The sequence below is a fragment of the Anaerocolumna jejuensis DSM 15929 genome, from assembly GCF_900142215.1.
GTDB lineage: Bacteria > Bacillota > Clostridia > Lachnospirales > Lachnospiraceae > Anaerocolumna > Anaerocolumna jejuensis.
This window is the reverse complement of the sequence record NZ_FRAC01000015.1, coordinates 64,508-84,140: the sequence shown is the minus strand read 5'-3', so window position 1 is coordinate 84,140 and position 19,633 is coordinate 64,508. Positions and strand designations below refer to the sequence as shown.

The following is a 19,633-nucleotide window of genomic DNA, read 5'->3' as shown; positions in this document are numbered from 1 at the left end:
AATGGTATAACAGAACACAAACAATAAAATGATTTATGTAAATATATGATAAAGGGAGTTAAAATGAAGAAATATAAGACTTATGATATAATTGATAGTAAAGCTGTTTTTATTTGGAGTCTATTTTTTATAATTAATGCAGTTGTGGCTATACAATTAAAAGTACTGACAATTATCCCGGATGAATTAAATCCACTGGGGGTGCCTGCATATCTATCTGGATTGGATTGGTCTACATCAATAAGTAATTATAAAAATTATTATGGTTATGGGCAAGCTATACTATATACTCCTTTATTTTATTTAATTAATGACAATATCTTATTATATAAAGCAATAATATTGGTAAATTCTTTTATTGTTTCCTTTATACCGGTAGTTGCCTATAAAATATTAAAAGAACACTTTGATATGAAAAATGATAAAATTACACTTTTAATAGCATGTGTAGTCGGTGCACAACCATGCTATTTAACTCTGTCAAAGCGGGCTTGGAATGAAAGTTTAGTAATGCTACTTTTATGGATAGTATGTTATTTGATATTAAAATGTTATAAAACATATAATAATAAAAAATATAATTGTATTAATAGTATTTTATTGGCAATAGCGTTGATGTATGGTTATGCAACTCATGGTAGATTTATAGCTGTTATTGCAGCAGTTATAATTATAGTATTTTTATATATTATAGCATTTAGAAAAAAAGTCATATCATTAATACCTTTTACTATAACATTTTTATTTTTATATTATGTTAATAAGTTAATTGAAGGATATTTCTTGAAAAAAGTATGGTTAGTTAATAGTGAAAGTGAGTTGCGAAATACATTTGCAGAAACATTCCATAGAGCAATAGAAAATATATTTAGTATTGATACATTATATGTATATTTGCGTGCTTTTTCTGGTTATATATTTTATTTGCTAATTGCAAGTTTAGGATTGTTGGTATTGGGAGTAATTGTATATTGTAAAGTGATTAAGGTATATTTACAACATAATAAAGGATTATGTAATGGTATTGAAAATGATAATATAATATTTTTTGGTGCATTTTGCATTTGTTTAGTAATTTGTGCTATTGGTGTTGCTATAATATTTTTTACAACTGATTTAAAAGATGCAAGTGGTTATTATTACATATATGGTAGATATACTGAATATCTATTAGGACCAGCAATAATGATAACTTTAAAATTAATAATTAAATATGGAGTTACTATGACTGATTTAGCTATAAGTAGTTTGATTTTAGTAGCTCATTATTTATATACTTTTATTATAGAAGCAATTGATATAACTAACCCTGAAAAGACAGTTGTTAGCTTAAATATTTTTACTCTTGAATCATTTTCATATAATTACGGTATTGAAAAATCAAAATTGTCTTTTATAACAGCAATATTAGTTGCATTAATTTGTTTTATTATAATTGTGTTACTTCTAAATAGAAAGAAATATATTTGCAGTTTTGGTTTTATTTTATTTGTATTTATTATATCATATGCACATACCGCTAATAGTGTTTTAATACCGGATTCTCAAGGTATGTATCAATCATTACAAAGTTCATATCACTTTTTTAATAATATCAAATTGGACAATAAAAATAAAACTATATATTTATATAATATATTTCCGCATAATTATCAGTTGGCATTAAAAGATTTTAAATTCCAACCAATTTATGATGAAAATTTTATACTAGAAAAAGGAACTTTTATAATTGTAAATGGCACTAAAGATTATAAATTCGGCTGTGATTATCATGAATTATATAAGGTTAAATTAGATTATGATTTAAATGATGAGAAGATATTTGTTTATGGTAATAATTTAGCACAAAAATTAAAGGAAGAGGGTGTTAAGCTAAATGGATTTACTTACATTCTTGGTGATGTGGTTAATTATTCCAATAACAACAATTCAAATAATTATTTAAATCGGGGATGGTCAGTACAAGAAAATTGGGGAATTTGGTCAGAAGGTAATGATAGTGGGTTGTATTTTCCACTTAATGAACAGCCTAAAAAGGATATTAATATAAATTTAAAAGTTAGTGCATTTAATAGTGAAAAAAATGTGGAAATGTATGTAAATGGGGATTATTTAAGTACACTTTGCTTTACAACAGGAGTAAACAATTATGAAGTTAAAGTTCCATTAGATATGATTGCTGGTGCAACGTCATTAGATCTAGTTTTTAAAATAACGGATAAATTAGTCTCACCACAAGAGATTGGGATGAGTGCAGATACCCGTAAATTAGGATTTGGATTATATTCTATAAAAATTTATTAAAGGAAGAAAAAACATGATGAAAAAACTAGCTCTGCAGATTATTAAGTTTGGCATAGTGGGGGTAATCGCTTTTATAATTGATTATTCTATATTATTTATTTTAACAGATTTTTTTTCTGTCTACTATTTACTATCTGCTGCTATTTCATTCACAATATCAACAATTTTTAATTATTTCTGTTCTATGTGCTGGGTTTTTGAGGGTAAAAAAAATATAAAAAAAAGAAATGAACTTATGATATTCATTTTTTTGAGTGTTATAGGATTAGGAATTAACCAAGTTATGATGTTGATATTAGTTGAGCAAATAAAAATTTTTTATATGATATCAAAGATCATCGCTACTTGTGTAGTCATGATTTGGAATTTTATTACTAGAAAATTATTTTTAGAAGATCATAAAAAAAGGAGAATATGTACTAATGAATAAAATAGCAATATTAATACCTTGTTATAATGAAAGTTTAACTATTGAAAAGGTAGTTAAAGATTATAAGGAAGTTTTACATGAAGCTGATATATAGGTTTATGATAATAATTCGATTGATGGGACTGATGAAATAGCTAGAAATGCCGGCGCTATAGTACGCTATGAAAAAAGGCAAGGAAAAGGAAATGTTATAAGGAGTATGTTTAGGGAAATAGATGCAGATTGTTATCTTATGATTGATGGGGATGATACATATCCAGCAGATAATGCTAGGGATATGGTAAATGCTGTTTTAAATGACAAAGTAGATATGGTAATTGGAGATAGACTATCATCTACTTATTTTACAGAAAATAAAAGATTGTTTCAAGGAAATCGATTAGTAAGATTGTTAATTAAAAAATTATAAGAGATATTATGACAGGTTATAGCGCATTTATTAAATTATTTGTTAAAAAATTACCTATTCTATCAAGAGGTTTCGAAATTGAGACAGAAATGACTATTCATGCATTAGATAAAATTTTATGTTGAAAGAAATGCCCGTCGACTATAGAGATAGACTAGAAGGAAGTATATCAAAATTGAATACTGTATCTGATGGTATTAAAGTAATAAAGACAATAGATATTCTTTTTAGAGATTATAAACCTTATATATTTTTTCAATGATTTCAATAGTAGGGTTACTATTCTCGTTAGCATTATTTATACCAATATTTATAGAATTTATTAATACAGGTAAAGTACCAAAATTTCATCTTTGATAGTATCCTGTATTATTGCAGTAATTTCTATTTTAATGTGGATTTGTGGAATTATTTTAGATGTTATTGTGAAAAAACATAATCAACTATATGAAATCATGTTAAATAAAAATTAACTATAAGTTATGACTACTTATCAGCGATTCTCCCCGGCGCCGAGGCTAAAGAACATTTCCATTATTCTAAAGAATAAGATGGAAAAAGCAAAAGACGAAAAGGTGCAATACGGCAAAGACAGCCAATACGGAATTACCCGTGGCTCAGCTTATTATGGATGTGGACGATAATGATTAAGCAATCAACAATAGATAAGATGCAAGATTTAAGACTTACATGCATGGCATCCGCTTTTGAAGAGCAGTGTAACAGCCATGCCTTTGATCCTATTTCTTTGAAGACCGGGTGGGAATGCTGGTTGACAGACAATGGGACAACATGAAGAACAACACTCTCCTAAAACTTATGAAGCAGGCTGGATTCCGGTATCCAAATGCATGTATGGAGGATATCGAATACCTTCCAGACCGAAATCTTGATGAATTTCTTCTGTCTCCGCTTACCAGTGAGCAATGTCATAATTTATTGGAAATCATTGGAATCAGAAGTATTCGAGGCTGAGTGATTTTCTGCACACAGTTTGAAACAAAAGGATGGCTATCCAGAATCGGTACAGATGCAGATGCTACTGTTGCTGAAACAATCATAGACCGTATCAAACCAAACGCATACGATATCATGACTGATGGAACTGTTTCAATGCGTGAACGTAATGGTCTTAAAGCTAGTCAGAAAGCAGGTGGTATCCATGAATAATTATTGTGCATTCAATAGAGAACACAACTACCTGAAATGGACAGACCGTGAACTTACAAGGTTTGATCTGCAGGAAGCTGATGAACTATGCTATGGCAACTGGATTGAGTATACAGCACTTGCAGGATCGTGTTGATCAACTAGAACAACTGATCCGGGATGCTGGAATTGAAGTACCACCAGAATACTAAGAAACAATACAAACCGCACTTCCTATCCGGAAACTATTACACTTTTATATTGATAGGGATGCACTGAAATACCGAAAAGAGTACTTTTCAAACAGTATATCTGCTATAGGGATACTTAAACTGTATACACAAAAATTAATCATTATGAGAGGTAAAGATTAATGTATTTTAAGACTTTGTTTGCAAATAATTGTAAAACATATAAGCTGCTAGCTTTTTCTGTAATTGCTGTGGCTACAATTAATACATTTGAGAAATTTGGAAATAGTAATATGGTTTTGATTTCATTGGTAGCAATTATAATTGGCTTATGTTATCGCAAGATGTTGAGCCTAAATGTAATGCGCAGAGAAAAGATAATTGTAGGCTTTTATTCTGTTTTCTTATCATTGGCGATAATTGCTGGTCATGAAGTTCATTATTCTGAAATGCGTAGTGGCATTAGTGAGAATTTCATTGATTTAGACATATCTAGTATACTTACAGGTTTTTCATTAGCAATTCTTACTTTTCCAGTATTGGTTAATATTGTCGAGCTAATAAAAAAGCATAGAATAAACGAACTTGATCACAATGTCATTAATGTAAAGCCACTTTTCATAGTCTCTTGGATTATCATTTTTATTTCATGGTTACCATATTTATTGACATTTTATCCGGCGGGGGTAGTAGGTGATGGAGCAGTAACGTTAGAGTATTCGCTACAAGACGGTATCCCATCAAATAATCATTGGGTTATTTTATATATTTTGCTGTTAAGGTTGTTCATATATGTCGGAAGATTAATAAGTCAGGATATTAATGTAGCTCTTTTCTTATATGCTATTACAGAATCTGTGGTTTATTCAGCAGTTTGTGCAGTGACGGTAGCAACAATAAGAAAAAAGGGTGCACCAAGATTAATTGCATATGTTTCCTTATGTATATATGCATTATCTGGTTTCTTTGCATCCTATAGCATGACTCTTTGGAAAGATGGAATTTTTTCTGCAGCAGTAGTGCTACTTGTATTACTGTTTTGGGATTATCCTAAAGATAAATTGGTATCAATTGGTTATTGCATTAGGTTTGCGGCAATTTCGCTTTTTATTTGTTTCTGGAGAAATAATGGTACATATGTTCTGATTTTATGCATCATTGGGATAGCAATTTTACTTGGAAAAAAGGCAAAAAGGCTTATTGTAACAGGAATCATTGTGGCATGCATGGCATTAATAATTCAAGGACCTATTTACAATATGCTTGGAATTGGAAAAGACTCTTTAATAGAATCATTTTCAGTTCCTTTACAGCAAATTGCTGCCGTTGTAAGTGAAGGGGGGGCACTATCTGATGAGCAGGCTGAAATAATATATTCAGTCATGCCAAGGGAAACGTGGATGAAGAATTATTGCCCCACATTAAGTGACGATATAAAAAATGCTGTTGATGCCGTTTATTTGAAAAATCACCTTGGCGATTTTCTTAAAGTTTGGGCTCAGTTATTGATGCCACATTTTTCGACTTATGTTAAGGCGTATTTGATGCAGATGCTTGGTTTTTGGCAGCCTGGAGTATTTCAAGGAAACTATTGGGATTACTGGTTAGGAATTCAAGACTTATATAACAGAGGCTATCAGGCAACTGATTTGATTCAAAGTATTACCGGGATTTCAATAGAAGGATTATTGCTTGATCGAATGCAGTTTATTCCTTCGGGAACAATGGTATGGCTACTACTTTTTTCTGGAGTTGTTGTTGCGTGCCAAGACAGTTATAGAAGAAAGAGAATGTTTGTAATGCTCCCATTGATTGCTTCCTGGGGCATTATTATGATTGCTGCACCTATTGCATATGCCTATAGGTATATAGTAATGATACCGATGGCATTTCCAGTCATTTTCCTATTACCTTTTATAGATGAAACAAAACAGCAAGTCATATATGAGCGTGATATTCAAGGAAACTGTCTGAGAACAATAAATACAAAGATTTTATGTGCGACGTTTGTTATTACTTTTTTTTGTTTATGTGTAAATGTCGGGGCAAAGACACATGTCATAGAAAGATATAGAGGGGGTGAATTCGTTATCAATTTAGCAGGGGATGAGTACAATGCTTCCGATTATGTTAAAAGCGGTTTATCAGGAAATGAAGGAATGTTTTCATGGACTGATGGCGACTGCGTGGCTTTTGAGATACCTGCTAATAATAAATATAAGAATTTAAAAGTTGATCTTTCTGTGCTTGGCACATTTGATGGAAAAAAATCTTATGTTATTAAACAGAATGAAAACGTAGTTTCTGAGGGAAGTATAAATGGCAGCGGAGAAATTATCTTCTATGCAAAGGTTAATGATAAAAAGTTGAAATTTGACTTATATCTACCTGATGCAGAGGTTATTAGTGAAGTCCAACCAGATAACGCTGATACAAGAAAAGTATCTTTTCAATTAGTAAAAATGACTATTAGTGAATAAGGAGCGGCAGATTATGGATAAAATAGCGATTTTGATTCCGTGTTACAACGAAGAGAAAACAATAGAGAAGGTAGTTGCAGATTTTAAAAAGGTTTTACCTGAAGCAAGTATATATGTATACAACAATAATTCTTCAGATCGTACTGTTGAACTCGCTGAAAGAGCGGGTGCTATTGTCAGAAATGAATATATGCAAGGTAAGGGTAATGTTATTCGCAGAATGTTTAGAGATATTGATGCAGAATGCTATATAATGACTGATGGTGATGATACTTATCCTGCAGAAAATGCAAAAGAAATGGCTGACCTTGTATTGAACAAGAATGTTGATATGGTGGTTGGAGATAGATTGTCTTCTACATATTTTTCGGAGAATAAGCGACCATTTCATAACTTTGGGAATTCGCTTGTTAGAAAAAGTATAAATTTCTTATTTCACAATGATATTAAAGACATTATGACAGGATATAGGGCATTTAGTTATGAATTTATTAAGACATTTCCTGTTTTGTCAAAGGGGTTTGAAATAGAAACGGAGATGAGCATTCATGCTATTGATAAGAATATGTATGTTGAAAATGTGATTATAGATTACAGAGATAGGCCAGAAGGCAGTGAGTCAAAATTAAATACATATTCTGACGGAATCAAGGTGCTTAAAACAATAGCTAGACTTTATAGGACATATAATCCGAGGGGGTTTTTCGGATCCATTGCAGCATTGTTAGCAGTGATTTCGATTTTATTTTTCATTCCTGTAGCTACAGAATATATTAAAACGGGCTTGGTGGCTAAAATCCCCACATTGATAATGTGTGGATTTGTCATGATTGCTGCGATTCAAGCATTTTTCTCGGGTATGCAGCTTCAGACTGGCATACAAAAAAACAGGCAAGATTTTGAAATGAACCTTCAACGTGTCAGTGATGAGAAAAAGGGACTTATGAAATAAATGAATAACAGAGAAGACGTATTTGATAAACCTATAAAGCTTCCAGTTTTGAACCAATATATAAAAACACAAAGAAATTCTTTTGTACTTATTATTTGGTGACTTGTAACTTTGGAAAGTATTGAAATATATGCTCTGTTTAGCATTTTATTTGGAATTCAAGAGCTCATTTCAAATGTTCTTTCGTAACCGTCAAATAAGTCAGTGCATATAAAAATAGCCAACCTTCTGGTATTCTTGAAGGTTGGCTATTAGCGACAAATCTTTTGAATCGAAGGATACCATGGTGTGTAGTCTTCCAGAAATTCAGGATATTGAAGAAAAGCCGTACCAAGGTAAGCGCCTAATTTCAGGCACACCCCCAAATTAGGCGCTTACGTACCAAGAATATCACTTAAAATAAATTGAATATATTTATAAGGACTGTATGTGCTTCAAAAGATGGTGTCATATACAGATTCATATTTCTATGATAATCTGCACCGGTCACTGATGCGTTTACCAATTGCCGCCCGGTGGAGTTAACGGCCAGTATTTAATCGATCGATTTCGTGTTTATTACTACAGTATAATGCTTTGTTGTTCTCTTCATGATTGCGTTCGAAGCAACTTCATCGTTCAATATCATAGATGTCCAACTCTTTGGCTCACGCTGTGAACAGACAATCGTGCTCTTTGACGCTTCACATCTTTTTGAATATTCCGGAGCCCAAGTTCCATCAGTTCCGGTGTTAGGTTCCACCTCTACCGGTTAAATGTTCCACCCTTACCGGATAGGTTCCAATAGATGTTTTAACCTCTATAATGGTCACATACACCAAATGGTGTAAATCCATTATGAAGGAGGTCATTATTATGACCCAATATCGTGAAATCCTGAGACTTCATAGTCTGGGATTCAGTCAGGTCAGCATTGCTGGCAGTGTAGGATGTGCACGTAAAACAGTCCGGAACGTTATTAACCGTTCCCAGGAACTTGGCATCCAGTGGCCATTAGAACCAACCATAACCGATTGTGTTCTGGAAACACAAATCAATCCCAAAGCTACCATAACACAGAACCGCCGTTATCCAGACATGGAGTATATCCATAAAGAACTCATGCGCAACGGCGTTTCAAAACGTCTTCTCTGGACCGAATACTGTGAAGATTGTCGTACCTCTGGTGAACTTCCACTGATGTATTCACAATTCTGTTATCACTACCAGCAGTATGCAGAGAAGAAACAGGCTACCATGCATATCAAGCGAAAACCTGCTGAAATCTGTGAGGTTGACTGGGCCGGACAGATGACCCATTACTGTGACAGAGATACCGGCGAACTCCTAAATGCCTATATATTTGTTGCTGTACTGCCTTATAGTATGTACGCCTACGTAGAAGCATTTCCTGATATGAAAATGGGAAGCTGGATCACTGCTCACGTAAATATGTTCCGTTTCTTCGGAGGTGTCACAAAAACTCTTGTGCCAGATAATCTAAAGACTGGTGTTAACAGGGTAGACTGGCATGATCCCGAAATCAACAAAACTTATCGTGAAATGTCAGAACACTATAACACCGCTGTCATTCCTGCAAGAGTAAGACATCCAAAAGATAAAGCCTCTGTAGAAGGAACCGTTGGTAAAATCTCCACATGGGTCATTGCTTCATTACGAAACGAACAGTACTTTTCCATCAAGGAATTAAACAAAGATATCCGTAAGAAACTCGATGTTTTTAATACAAGAGCTTTCCAGAAGAAAGAAGGGAGTAGACTCAGCATCTTTCTTGGGGAAGAAAAGTCTTTGTTGCTGCCGTTACCTGCTACGCCCTTCGAGTTGTCAGAGTGGAAACAGGCTACCGTAGCATTTAATTACCACATATCGGTAGATAAGATGTTCTACTCTGTACCTTATGAGTATATCAAACATAGGGTAGAAGTGCGAGTAACAAGTTCAATGATTGAGGTGTTTTATCAAAACAACCGCATATGTTCACATCCCAGATTATCCGGAAGAGACGGCATGTACAGTACCATACCGGAACATATGCCAGCGCACCATCAGCATTATCAGGAATGGGACTCCAAAAGATTTCTATCATGGGCTGAAAAGATAGGCCTCAGTACTGTCATAACAATCAAATCAATTATTACCTCAAAGAGGGTTGAACAGCAAAGTTATCGAAGTTGCATGGGACTGTTAAAACTGGCGGATAAGTATTCTGTAGAACGATTGGAACGTGCCTGTGCCAGAGCACTTTACTACACCATGCAGCCCAGCTATAAAAGTGTTAAGACCATTCTGGAAACCGGTCAGGACAAGCTGGATATTTCCGACAATACTCAACCTGAAAACAAAGATGATGATGACGGCGGTTTTACCCGCGGTGCTGACTATTATGGAGGTAATAACGGATGAATAATGAAACCACTTTAAATAAACTGATTGAAATGCACTTTACTGCAATGGCTGATGTACTGCGTATCCAGTTACAGGATAATTCCCAGGATCATCTTTCCTTTGAAGAAAGACTGGGATACCTAGTAGATGTTGAATATATCAGCCGGAAAAATAATAGGCTGCATCGCCTGATTCAAAGAGCAGCTTTTGATCAGCCACAGGCTAACATAGCTGACATTAACTATACTTCCGGAAGAAAACTGGATAAGTCACTTATACACCGCATGTCTACTGGAGAGTATATTGCGGATGCCCATAACATCATCATTATGGGAGCAACCGGAACGGGTAAGTCATATCTGGCCTGTGCTTTCGGTGTAGAAGCCTGTAAGCAGTATTATACAGTAAAGTACCTGCGACTTCCTGATTTACTGGCAGATATTAATACTGCAAGAGGTCTTGGTACATATAAGAAACTGATGAGCTCTTACAGTAAATACAAACTCCTCATCCTAGATGAGTGGTTGTTAACCAGCCTGACAGACACAGAAGCAAAAGATTTGTTTGAGCTGATACATGCCAGACATAAACGGACAAGCACCATCTTCTGTTCCCAGTTTTCACCACAGGGCTGGCATAAGAAAATCGGGGAAGCAACCCTTGCGGATGCCATCCTGGATAGAATTGTTCATGATTCATATACCATTGAAATTCAGGCAGACGCAAATATGCGTGAAGTCTATGGTTTAAAAAACATAAAAGCAACTAAGTAAAACAATGCTGGTTCCGTGTCCGGAACCACTGGAACATCAAACCGGAATGGGTGAAACCACCCATCCGGAACTGGTGGAACATTCCACCGGAATATTCATTTTTTCTAAAACAGAAAACAGAACTTTGATTTCCCGTTCAGCTGTGATAGTGTGAAGTAGTAAATCGTCAAGTACCAGCAGATCAAGCTTTGCGAAAAGTGTCATCTTACGATTATATTTTTTATAATCCGTTTCTTTTAGTGAAACCATTCCTTCAAGATAGGACTCGCAATGGTGGTATTCAACCTTGTAATTATTGCAGGCAGCAATCCCCAGTGCTTTCGCAAGATGTGTTTTTCCACTATCGGATGGTCCAAGTATGCATATATTGAGTCCATCCCGTATGAATGCCATTGAAGACAGTACATCAGTGATTCCTGTTGGCAGATATTCTCTGGTTATCGAATACTGACATTCTTCAATCGTCTGAGGGCATCCGATCAGTTTTGCATGACGCAGCCGATTGTTAACACGTTTACTGATTATATCCGCGTATTCTGACCCAATCAGTTCTGACATCAGGGTAAGGTGATCAAGATCAAGAAATAGTTCTGAATGATAGACTTTATCCAGCGTTGCAGCCATGTGAATATTCTTGCTGATTGAAATCAGCATTCCGGAAAAATGGAAATCCGTCTTCTGCTAGACGGAAATCATCTTAACTTAGCTTAATTGATTACTATCTTGGAATGGTCAAATTGTCAATGCTTGCCACAGCCGCCCAAATTGGGCGGCCAACTTATTGGTCTGGAATGGTTATTTGACATTTACTAATAAATCATTTAAGATTTCACATTGGATTTATTAATACGCCAATAGTTTAACGTCTCCATTATCGTTTGTTCAAGTGAAATTTTTCTTTTCCATCCAGTACAATCTTGTAATTTACTGATATCAGCTTCAATGATAGGAACATCTACAGGTCGTAATTTTGTCAAATCCGTCTCAATTTTTATGTTAGCAGTAGAAAACGAGAGAATTTTTTGTAGCAATTCTTCAATCTTAATTGCCTCGCCGTTTCCAACATTGTAAGTTTCACCAGCTGCACCTTTTTGAATTAGTAAGGAGTATGCCCTAACGACATCCCTTACGTCCGTAAAATCTCTTTTAGCGCTAAGATTGCCGACCTTGATAACAGGCTCTCTTAGCCCTTTTTCAATATCAGCCACTTGTTTGCAAAAATCTGCGACTACGAAGATAGGAGATTGTTTGGGACCAATATGGTTGAAAGCACGTATCATTATAATCTCCATCTGGTAAGCATCAGAATAGATTTTACCTAGCATATTCTGACAAGCCTTTGTGGCAGCATAGATATTACCCGGACGGGTATGATTTGATTCTGTTATTGGAGTTTCTTCCGGTAAGATGTGTCCATACTCTTCTCCAGAGCCAATTAAAAGAATGCGGGGGTTATAATCCAGTTCCCGTATGGCATCAAGCACATTAATGCTGCCTTTGATATTAACATCTATTGTTAAGGCAGGGTTCTTCCATGAAAGTGCAACTGAGCTTTGTGCTGCAAGATGAAAGATATAGTCGGGTCTGACTTCTTTCAGTACCTGATGGATAGCTTCTTTATCCAGAATATCTAGGTTATATGGAGTAACATAATCTTCTTCAATAAACTCATTTTCAAGCTTTGTCACTGCTACCGACCATTTACAATCATGATATAAATGATTTATCAGGTAGCTACCTACAAATCCGGCACCGCCTATAATTAATGCTTTCATTTTTCCTCCAAATTAAGAATGTCCCAAATAATTTGAGACATTCTCATTTCTTATTCATTTTTACTTAGTGTTTTTAATTTCCTTTTGTACTAATTCCATATCACTCTTTATCATTCTCTCTACTAATTCGGTGAATGGAATGTTACGTTTCCAGCCTAATTTCTCATCCGCCTTGGAAGGATCTCCGAGCAGGATATCTACCTCGGCAGGACGGAAGAACTTAGGATTTATTTTAACAATTATTTGACCGTTTTCCTGGTTAATACCAACTTCATTAACACCATCACCTTGCCACTTTATTGTAATACCAACAAGATGAAAAGCAGTCTCTACAAATTCCCTGACGGTTCTGGTCTCATTTGTGGCAATGACGTAATCATCTGGTGTATCCTGCTGTAACATTAACCACATTGCTTTTACATAATCTTTGGAATGTCCCCAATCGCGTTTGGAATCCATATTGCCAAGTTCCAGATATTCCTGAATACCAAACTTAATTCTGGCTACTGCATCTGTTATTTTTCTTGTTACAAACTCTTTGCCACGACGCTCACTTTCATGATTAAATAAAATTCCGCTACAGGCAAAAAGTTTGAAGCTTTCGCGATAATTTTTGGTTATCCAGTGACCATATAACTTAGCAACTCCGTAAGGACTTCTGGGATAGAAGGGCGTGGTTTCTTTTTGGGGTATTTCCTGTACCAATCCAAACATTTCGCTGGTCGAGGCTTGGTAGAAGCGGGCAGTAGGTTTAACAGTACGGATAGCTTCCAGCATATTGGTTACGCCAATAGCGTCTATTTCAGCAGTGGCAAGAGGCTGTTCCCAACTGGTAGCTACAAAAGATTGTGCAGCAAGGTTATAAACCTCATCAGCCTGGGATATTTTCATCGCATTGATTAGGGAGATAATATCAGTCATATCAGCATATATGAATTGTATTTTATCCTTAATATGTTCAACATTACCATAATCAACAACACTTTTTCTTCTCATAATACCATAGACATTGTATCCTTTTTCTAAGAGCAGTTCTGCAAGATAAGAACCGTCCTGTCCTGTAATACCAGTTATTAATGCATTTTTCATTGATAGTTAACTCCTTTATTATTATTCTATAGATATTCATTCCTATTACATATTTTAAGATTCTCAAGAATCTTTTTAATGTCTCCTGCACTGTCTTTTTGGCAAATTAATGTGGCATCTTCCGTGTCTACTACAATAAGATTTTCGATACCAACAGCAGCAATAAGTTTTTTGCTTCCTTCTATAATACAATTTTTTGAATCAATAGTTATTACATTCCCATCTACCACATTACCTAATTCGTTACTGGTTTTAATACGTTCCACTGCTAGCCATGAACCGACATCATCCCAGCCAAATGTTCCTGGAAGCGTATAAATATTAGATGATTTCTCCATAATGCCATAGTCTATTGAAATTGACTGTAAATCGCAGAATTCCTTTTCTAAGACAAAGTCTTCTTCGGGTGTTCCTATAGCGGATTGTATGTTAAGGAGACCTGAATATGTTGTTGGCATAAATTCTTTTATTTTATGCAAAATAGAAGATACTTTCCAAACAAACATACCGCTGTTCCATAAATATTCATCGGATGCCAGATATTCCTTAGCGGTCTCGAGATTGGGCTTTTCAACAAAACGATCTACTTCAAAGGCTCTTCCTGAACAGATACTTGGATTGAATTTAATGTAGCCATAGCCTGTTTCGGGATAATCAGGAGTAATACCTATAGTAACAAGGTTACTGTTATTTTGTGCAATATCAATAGCATCCTTTAAGGTATTTAAAAACATACTATTGTATTTAATCAGGTGGTCAGAAGGAAGTACCATCATAATGGCATCTTCATTTTTTTTAGCAATATGTATAGCACCTAATCCGATACAAGGAGCAGTATTACGGCTGCACGGTTCACAAAGTATATTCTCCTTTGGAATGCTTGGAAGTTGTTCTAAAACAAGAGATTTATAATCTTTATTTGTAGATATGTAAATGTCTTCGATACTTACAAGAGGCAAAATCCTTTCAACTGTCAGCTGAATCATTGTTTTACCATCACCAGTAAGTGAAAGAAATTGTTTTGGTAAGTTTTTACGACTTTTAGGCCAAAATCTTTCGCCACGGCCACCAGCCATTATGAGAGCTGTTATTTTCATATTCTTATGTTCTCCCTTAATTCTTAAGTATAAATGTGAATCTAATATATATAATACCCGACATTGCACGATAATGCAATTCAATTTTGGTGAATTTAGCCTTTCTTCTTTTAAGATTGGACTAACGAATTAGCTACTATATTCCATCCTATGTTCTAAATTGGGATTAGACATTTGAATAATATGTTTATGGTTAAATGTTTATAAAATTCAATGTTTTTTAAAACAGGTTAAAATATTACCATAATGTTAAATATCTAATATTGTTGATGCTTTGTGAAATAAATATAATTACATACATAAATATTGATAAAATATATGCAATATTATAAAAGCAACTAAAAATATTTTGATTTAATTATACAAATATTATAATTTAATTTAAATGCAGAAGGAATAATTGTAATCATTAAGCGCTTTTGATAAATAAAATTTATAAGATGAGAAAGCATACTCTAAAATCATAAAACTTTCTTTAGGTTTACGAAATTATTATAAAAGTGCATCCCATTTTAATCAGATAGTTATAAAATATGTAATGATTTTCTGTATATATTAATAAAACAGTAAGCCGTATAAATTACTTTGTAAAGGAACAAACAGGTTTTAAATACTAACCACCGTTAATAACGGACCCACCGTTATTAAATAAATCAAAATTCAGGAGGGAAATTATGAAAAGGGTTAAAAAAATTCTTTGTATCCTGCTAACGGCACTTTTTGTCGTGTCAATGAGCCTGACAAGCTATGCGTCAACCAATACCGCTCAATTATCAACATCAACGTCAACTGCATTTGCTGCCTTTTATGTTGACAACAAAGGCAATGACGCCAATGATGGCAGTAAAAAAACACCATTCCAAACAATCCAAAAAGCAAAAGAAGCAGTAAGAACCTTAATTGCCAAAGGCAAACTGCCAAAAGGCGGTGCCAGGGTGTATCTTCGGGAAGGTACCTATTATGTCTACAATTCATTGGAATTTGGACCGGAGGATTCGGGCTATGAGGACGGAAAGATTACCTATACGGCTTATCCTGGGGAAAATGTAAGGCTGTCAGGAGGTAAGCCTATTGAACAAAGCTGGTTTCAGCCTGTAAATGATGAGGAAAAAGCACGGATTATTGATCAGGACGCTGCGGGTAAAGTTATGGTCGCAGACCTGAGAGCCCATGGCATTACTGAGTATGGTGTATTGAATACAAGGGGATATCATTATTTTAATAAGGGACAGTATATGGCATCCGAGCTGATTGTGAACGGAGAAAATCAGACACTTGCACGCTATCCCAATACGGGCACCATTCCTGTAAATAATAAAAACCTTTTGCCTGAGGAACTGGCATTCAAATATGATAATGATAGGCCTAACTACTGGGCAAAGGCAAAGGATGTATGGATTTGCGGTACATTATCCATTAATTATGAAAATAACTACTATCCAATTGATTCCATAGATACGGCAGAGAAAAAAATCAAGCTAAAGGAAGGTAAGATTAAGACCTATTACACCAATGGCTGGTACTTTGCGGAGAATCTTCTGGAAGAGATGGATCAGGCAGGAGAGTATTACATTGACAGGGAAGCTGGAAAGCTTTACTATCTTCCTCCTAAAGATTTTAATGCAAAAAGATATACTATGGAACTGTCCACCATTGGAAAACCCATATTCTATTTTAACGGTGCCAAAAACATTGCTGTGACCAATATGACCATTGAGGGCGGAAGAGGCTATGCGGCCTTGGGAACCACCAAGGATTACAAAATGATGACTTATGGTGAGTTTCTGATTAAAAATAATGTCACGAATCCGATAACCTTTGACCCTGCCTCAAAGCATTTCCTAAGACTTGCTGCTCCCTCCAACTATCCGGAAGCCCAGGTGTTTCCGGGCCATATCTGGGATGGATTTCTGGATGACGGACAGGGTGTGGAAGGAATAGAGTTCCGAGATTGCCAGATACGCAATTTTGGACAAGGGGGACTGATTTTCCGGGGGACAAAGATAAAAATTGAAAATAATGAGATTAAGAATATCGGCGGGACAGGTGTATTTATGTCTGGGGGAGATTATGAGACTCTTACTTCAAGTGAAAATACAATTATCAGTAATTCAATACATAGAATCGGCTACCAGCACCGGGCTTATAATCCCGCAATTGCTTTGCAGGGGGTTGGGTGCAGGGTTGCATATAACGATGTATATGACGGGCCCCATTGTATTTTAAACTTTGGCGGAAATGACCATATCTTTGAATATAATAAAATCCATGATGCGGTGAAAGAATGTCTGGATATGGATGCCATCTATACGCGTAATGAAATCAGCCCTCAGCAGAGGGGTACCATATTCCGGAATAACTATATTTACAATCTTGGTATCTACCCCGTAGGAGAATATACCAAGCAGTTTAACGTATGCGGCATTAGAACGGATAATAACGGTCATGCATTGCAGCTTTACAATAATATCTTTGCCAATATCGGGTCTGACAAAGCGAATAATGTTGTGGCTGTCAGGGCCCAGGGTACACGTAATATGGTAAAGGGAAATTTGTTCCTGGACTGTTCTGCCACCTATTGGGGATTTGACAATTATAAACCCGCCATGACCTGGAACACGGCAGATGCAGAGACCAGCAGAAGACTGGAGCTTGTGAAAACCTATGCCGCAAAGCCTGTTTATGCTGCAAAGTATCCGGAACTTCTGACCTTTGACCAGGAATTTTATGCAGCCGTGGCAACCAATGTATTTGATGAGAACCTGACGGTCAATTTAAAATTCCCTCTTAGCCTGACAAATGGTACCACCCTTTCCAGCGGTGCCAGAGGTGCCAAAGAGCTTATGCTTGGCAGCAATAATATTGCCATGACCACAGACCCCGGATTTATAGGATACGGAAGCGGTAACTATGAGCTCAAGGCTGGTCTTGAGCTGTTTAGTCAAATGCCGTTTTTCAAGAACCTCAGTATGGGTGATTTCGGACCACGGGGATTGCCGGCGAAAGCATTGACGGATAATTTGAGGGACTATGTATATAACCTGGATATCAAAGAGGGTTTGAAAAATCCGTTAATAAGTAATCTTAACAATGCTATGGAGCGCCTGGAAAAGGGTCAGTATAAATTGGCATTGCTGGATATGAAATTATTTATGGCAAAAGCCAGGCTTATGGAGCCTAAGATAATCAGCAGGGAGCAATTTAATTATATCATTGCAGAGAGCCTTGATATCTGTAAGGCTATTTGGTCGGAGGCTGAGAGCAAGGCTGCAGGTGGGGAGGAGATCAGCAAGGCAGAGAAGATATTGGAATCCCTTGATAACCTGATAAAAACAAAGGATAAATCGGATAATTACAATGACTTAATAGATAAAGTCAGTGATTTGATTGATATGCTCCAATAACGGAACCTAAAGGTGTTTCATTAGATAAATATTTTATAAAGCGTTCGCTTCGTTAGGACTGCACTTTCTGACAATTGAGAAAGAATGTGAATAAAGGATATTCACAAGGAATACTTTTTCAATTTGTTCAGTAGGTGCAGTCTTTTTCTGTCTTTCATTCAGAAACGATTCGTTATCGGACGTGAATGGCTTCTGCTATTCCAGGCTATGGGTCGATTTTGCCGTATTATATAAGATAAGAAAGTGGTAATAATTTACTATAATGCATTTTACAAATATAACCGAATAAATAAATGGTGGATAAGGCGGCATTTATCACGAATAAAATGCTGTTAAGTACGGCGGCAGCTCCCATACTATCCTGGCGGGAGCATGCAAAAGCACTTTCTCACAAGAAAGTAACAAAAGAAAATTCAAACTATAAACGGAAGGATAAAAGAGCTATGAATGATAAGAAAAAAGAAAAACTGAAAAACAATCTTGTGAAAGCCGGGTTGATGGAGCAGGAAGATACAATTATAGAGTGCCTTCAAGCGAACTATAGGCAAAGATTGATTGGAATAATGGGACAGTGGAAGCAGGGCTGGATTTATTTTACAGAGACACGGGTTGTCTATCCGACAGGTCTTTTGGATAATGATATTGTGATTCCCTATAAAAGCATCCATAAAATTGAAAAATGCACCCAGGGTATTTTTCCTATGGGTATTTCTCTTACCTATGAGGAACCGAAGACCGAAAATCAAATAACAGATAAATTTTCCATGACCAAAAGAGGAAAATGGATGGATTTTCTGGCGGACAAGGCGGGCATTTCTCTCGGTTAAAACCCGGTAAAGGAAAGCAGCAACCGAAAGAAAGGCCAATCCGGCTGCACTTTGGCAAGAACAATGAGTATGGGGTGTGCCGCCCGCAGGCGGTAACCCTCATAGTCAAATAAATGGTGTGAATACAGGAAACAACAGTCATTTAGTGATATGGAAGTTAATATGATTTTCAACCAGATTTTTCTCTTTGCCTTAAAAATTTTCAATGAAGATTTCAGCATGTAAAATTCTCAATGAAGATTTCTGTATGTAAAATTCTTTCTTAGAGGATACTCACTAGGAGCATTTTTCAATATGTTCAGAAGGTGCAGTCTTTTTCTGTCTTTTATTTAGGAATGATTCGTTATCGGACGTGAATAATTCCTGCT

General features: G+C 35.5%; 14 protein-coding genes and 1 pseudogene. 11 read left to right on the top strand and 4 right to left on the bottom strand.

Annotation, left to right across the window (positions count from 1 at the left end):
* Positions 1 to 63 precede the first annotated feature (63 nt).
* The 9 genes and pseudogenes from BUB77_RS15300 (at position 64) to istB (ending at position 11,073) form a co-directional block, all read left to right on the top strand.
* Positions 64 to 2,304, top strand: coding sequence for a hypothetical protein (locus BUB77_RS15300; RefSeq protein WP_073277453.1), 2,241 nt, complete (start codon positions 64 to 66; stop codon positions 2,302 to 2,304).
* Positions 2,305 to 2,317: 13 nt separating this feature from the next.
* Complete coding sequence (locus BUB77_RS15295; RefSeq protein ID WP_242962527.1) at positions 2,318 to 2,734, top strand: GtrA family protein; 417 nt, start codon at positions 2,318 to 2,320, stop codon at positions 2,732 to 2,734.
* A pseudogene (locus BUB77_RS30890) lies at positions 2,727 to 3,616 on the top strand (glycosyltransferase family 2 protein). Before BUB77_RS15295 ends, BUB77_RS30890 begins: the two are co-directional and overlap by 8 nt.
* A gap of 292 nt (positions 3,617 to 3,908) precedes the next feature.
* Positions 3,909 to 4,118, top strand: a complete 210-nt coding sequence (locus tag BUB77_RS30465; protein ID WP_242962526.1) for a hypothetical protein — start codon at positions 3,909 to 3,911, stop codon at positions 4,116 to 4,118.
* A gap of 124 nt (positions 4,119 to 4,242) precedes the next feature.
* Complete coding sequence (locus BUB77_RS31010) at positions 4,243 to 4,449, top strand: mobility-associated LCxxNW protein (RefSeq protein WP_408606406.1); 207 nt, start codon at positions 4,243 to 4,245, stop codon at positions 4,447 to 4,449.
* Between the two features lie 216 nt (positions 4,450 to 4,665).
* Positions 4,666 to 6,963 (top strand): DUF6020 family protein, encoded by a 2,298-nt coding sequence (locus BUB77_RS15275; protein ID WP_073277451.1) that lies wholly within the window; start codon positions 4,666 to 4,668, stop codon positions 6,961 to 6,963.
* 13 nt (positions 6,964 to 6,976) lie between these two features.
* The gene (locus tag BUB77_RS15270; RefSeq protein ID WP_073277449.1) at positions 6,977 to 7,915 is read left to right on the top strand and encodes a glycosyltransferase family 2 protein; all 939 of its coding nucleotides are present in this window, start codon (positions 6,977 to 6,979) and stop codon (positions 7,913 to 7,915) included.
* An 855-nt stretch (positions 7,916 to 8,770) separates the two neighbouring features.
* A complete protein-coding gene (istA, locus tag BUB77_RS15265; protein ID WP_073277447.1) occupies positions 8,771 to 10,318 on the top strand; it encodes an IS21 family transposase in 1,548 nt (515 codons plus the stop codon).
* Positions 10,315 to 11,073 carry an IS21-like element helper ATPase IstB gene (istB, locus tag BUB77_RS15260; RefSeq protein WP_073277445.1) on the top strand — a complete coding sequence of 253 codons (759 nt, stop codon included), beginning with the start codon at positions 10,315 to 10,317 and terminating at the stop codon, positions 11,071 to 11,073. Before istA ends, istB begins: the two co-directional genes overlap by 4 nt.
* 36 nt (positions 11,074 to 11,109) lie before the next feature.
* Here the strand turns inward: istB and BUB77_RS15255 are convergent, their stop codons facing one another.
* From BUB77_RS15255 to BUB77_RS15240, 4 genes are all read right to left on the bottom strand, one after another.
* Positions 11,110 to 11,697, bottom strand: a complete 588-nt coding sequence (locus BUB77_RS15255; protein WP_170866662.1) for an ATP-binding protein — start codon at positions 11,695 to 11,697, stop codon at positions 11,110 to 11,112.
* 197 nt (positions 11,698 to 11,894) lie between these two features.
* A complete protein-coding gene (locus BUB77_RS15250) occupies positions 11,895 to 12,848 on the bottom strand; it encodes a GDP-mannose 4,6-dehydratase (RefSeq protein ID WP_073277442.1) in 954 nt (317 codons plus the stop codon).
* Between the two features lie 60 nt (positions 12,849 to 12,908).
* Complete coding sequence (gene gmd, locus BUB77_RS15245; protein WP_073277440.1) at positions 12,909 to 13,937, bottom strand: GDP-mannose 4,6-dehydratase; 1,029 nt, start codon at positions 13,935 to 13,937, stop codon at positions 12,909 to 12,911.
* 26 nt (positions 13,938 to 13,963) lie between these two features.
* A complete protein-coding gene (locus tag BUB77_RS15240; RefSeq protein ID WP_073277438.1) occupies positions 13,964 to 15,034 on the bottom strand; it encodes a mannose-1-phosphate guanylyltransferase in 1,071 nt (356 codons plus the stop codon).
* A gap of 674 nt (positions 15,035 to 15,708) precedes the next feature.
* Here BUB77_RS15240 and BUB77_RS15235 point away from each other — a divergent pair.
* Complete coding sequence (locus BUB77_RS15235; RefSeq protein ID WP_073277436.1) at positions 15,709 to 18,438, top strand: right-handed parallel beta-helix repeat-containing protein; 2,730 nt, start codon at positions 15,709 to 15,711, stop codon at positions 18,436 to 18,438.
* A gap of 293 nt (positions 18,439 to 18,731) precedes the next feature.
* A complete protein-coding gene (locus BUB77_RS15230) occupies positions 18,732 to 19,265 on the top strand; it encodes a GRAM domain-containing protein (RefSeq protein WP_242962525.1) in 534 nt (177 codons plus the stop codon).
* The last annotated feature ends 368 nt before the right edge of the window (positions 19,266 to 19,633 follow it).

Excerpts from the sequence above, each read along its gene's own strand:
- BUB77_RS15250 (WP_073277442.1), bottom strand. The coding sequence starts at position 12,848 with ATGAAAGCATTAATTATAGGCGGTGCCGGATTTGTAGGTAGCTACCTG.
- BUB77_RS15300 (WP_073277453.1), top strand. The coding sequence starts at position 64 with ATGAAGAAATATAAGACTTATGATATAATTGATAGTAAAGCTGTTTTT.
- BUB77_RS15255 (WP_170866662.1), bottom strand. The coding sequence starts at position 11,697 with ATGGCTGCAACGCTGGATAAAGTCTATCATTCAGAACTATTTCTTGAT.
- BUB77_RS15275 (WP_073277451.1), top strand. The coding sequence starts at position 4,666 with ATGTATTTTAAGACTTTGTTTGCAAATAATTGTAAAACATATAAGCTG.
- BUB77_RS15235 (WP_073277436.1), top strand. The coding sequence starts at position 15,709 with ATGAAAAGGGTTAAAAAAATTCTTTGTATCCTGCTAACGGCACTTTTT.
- BUB77_RS30465 (WP_242962526.1), top strand. The coding sequence starts at position 3,909 with ATGCTGGTTGACAGACAATGGGACAACATGAAGAACAACACTCTCCTA.
- BUB77_RS15295 (WP_242962527.1), top strand. The coding sequence starts at position 2,318 with ATGATGAAAAAACTAGCTCTGCAGATTATTAAGTTTGGCATAGTGGGG.
- BUB77_RS15230 (WP_242962525.1), top strand. The coding sequence starts at position 18,732 with ATGGTGGATAAGGCGGCATTTATCACGAATAAAATGCTGTTAAGTACG.
- gmd (WP_073277440.1), bottom strand. The coding sequence starts at position 13,937 with ATGAAAAATGCATTAATAACTGGTATTACAGGACAGGACGGTTCTTAT.
- istB (WP_073277445.1), top strand. The coding sequence starts at position 10,315 with ATGAATAATGAAACCACTTTAAATAAACTGATTGAAATGCACTTTACT.
- BUB77_RS31010 (WP_408606406.1), top strand. The coding sequence starts at position 4,243 with ATGGAACTGTTTCAATGCGTGAACGTAATGGTCTTAAAGCTAGTCAGA.
- BUB77_RS15240 (WP_073277438.1), bottom strand. The coding sequence starts at position 15,034 with ATGAAAATAACAGCTCTCATAATGGCTGGTGGCCGTGGCGAAAGATTT.
- BUB77_RS15270 (WP_073277449.1), top strand. The coding sequence starts at position 6,977 with ATGGATAAAATAGCGATTTTGATTCCGTGTTACAACGAAGAGAAAACA.
- istA (WP_073277447.1), top strand. The coding sequence starts at position 8,771 with ATGACCCAATATCGTGAAATCCTGAGACTTCATAGTCTGGGATTCAGT.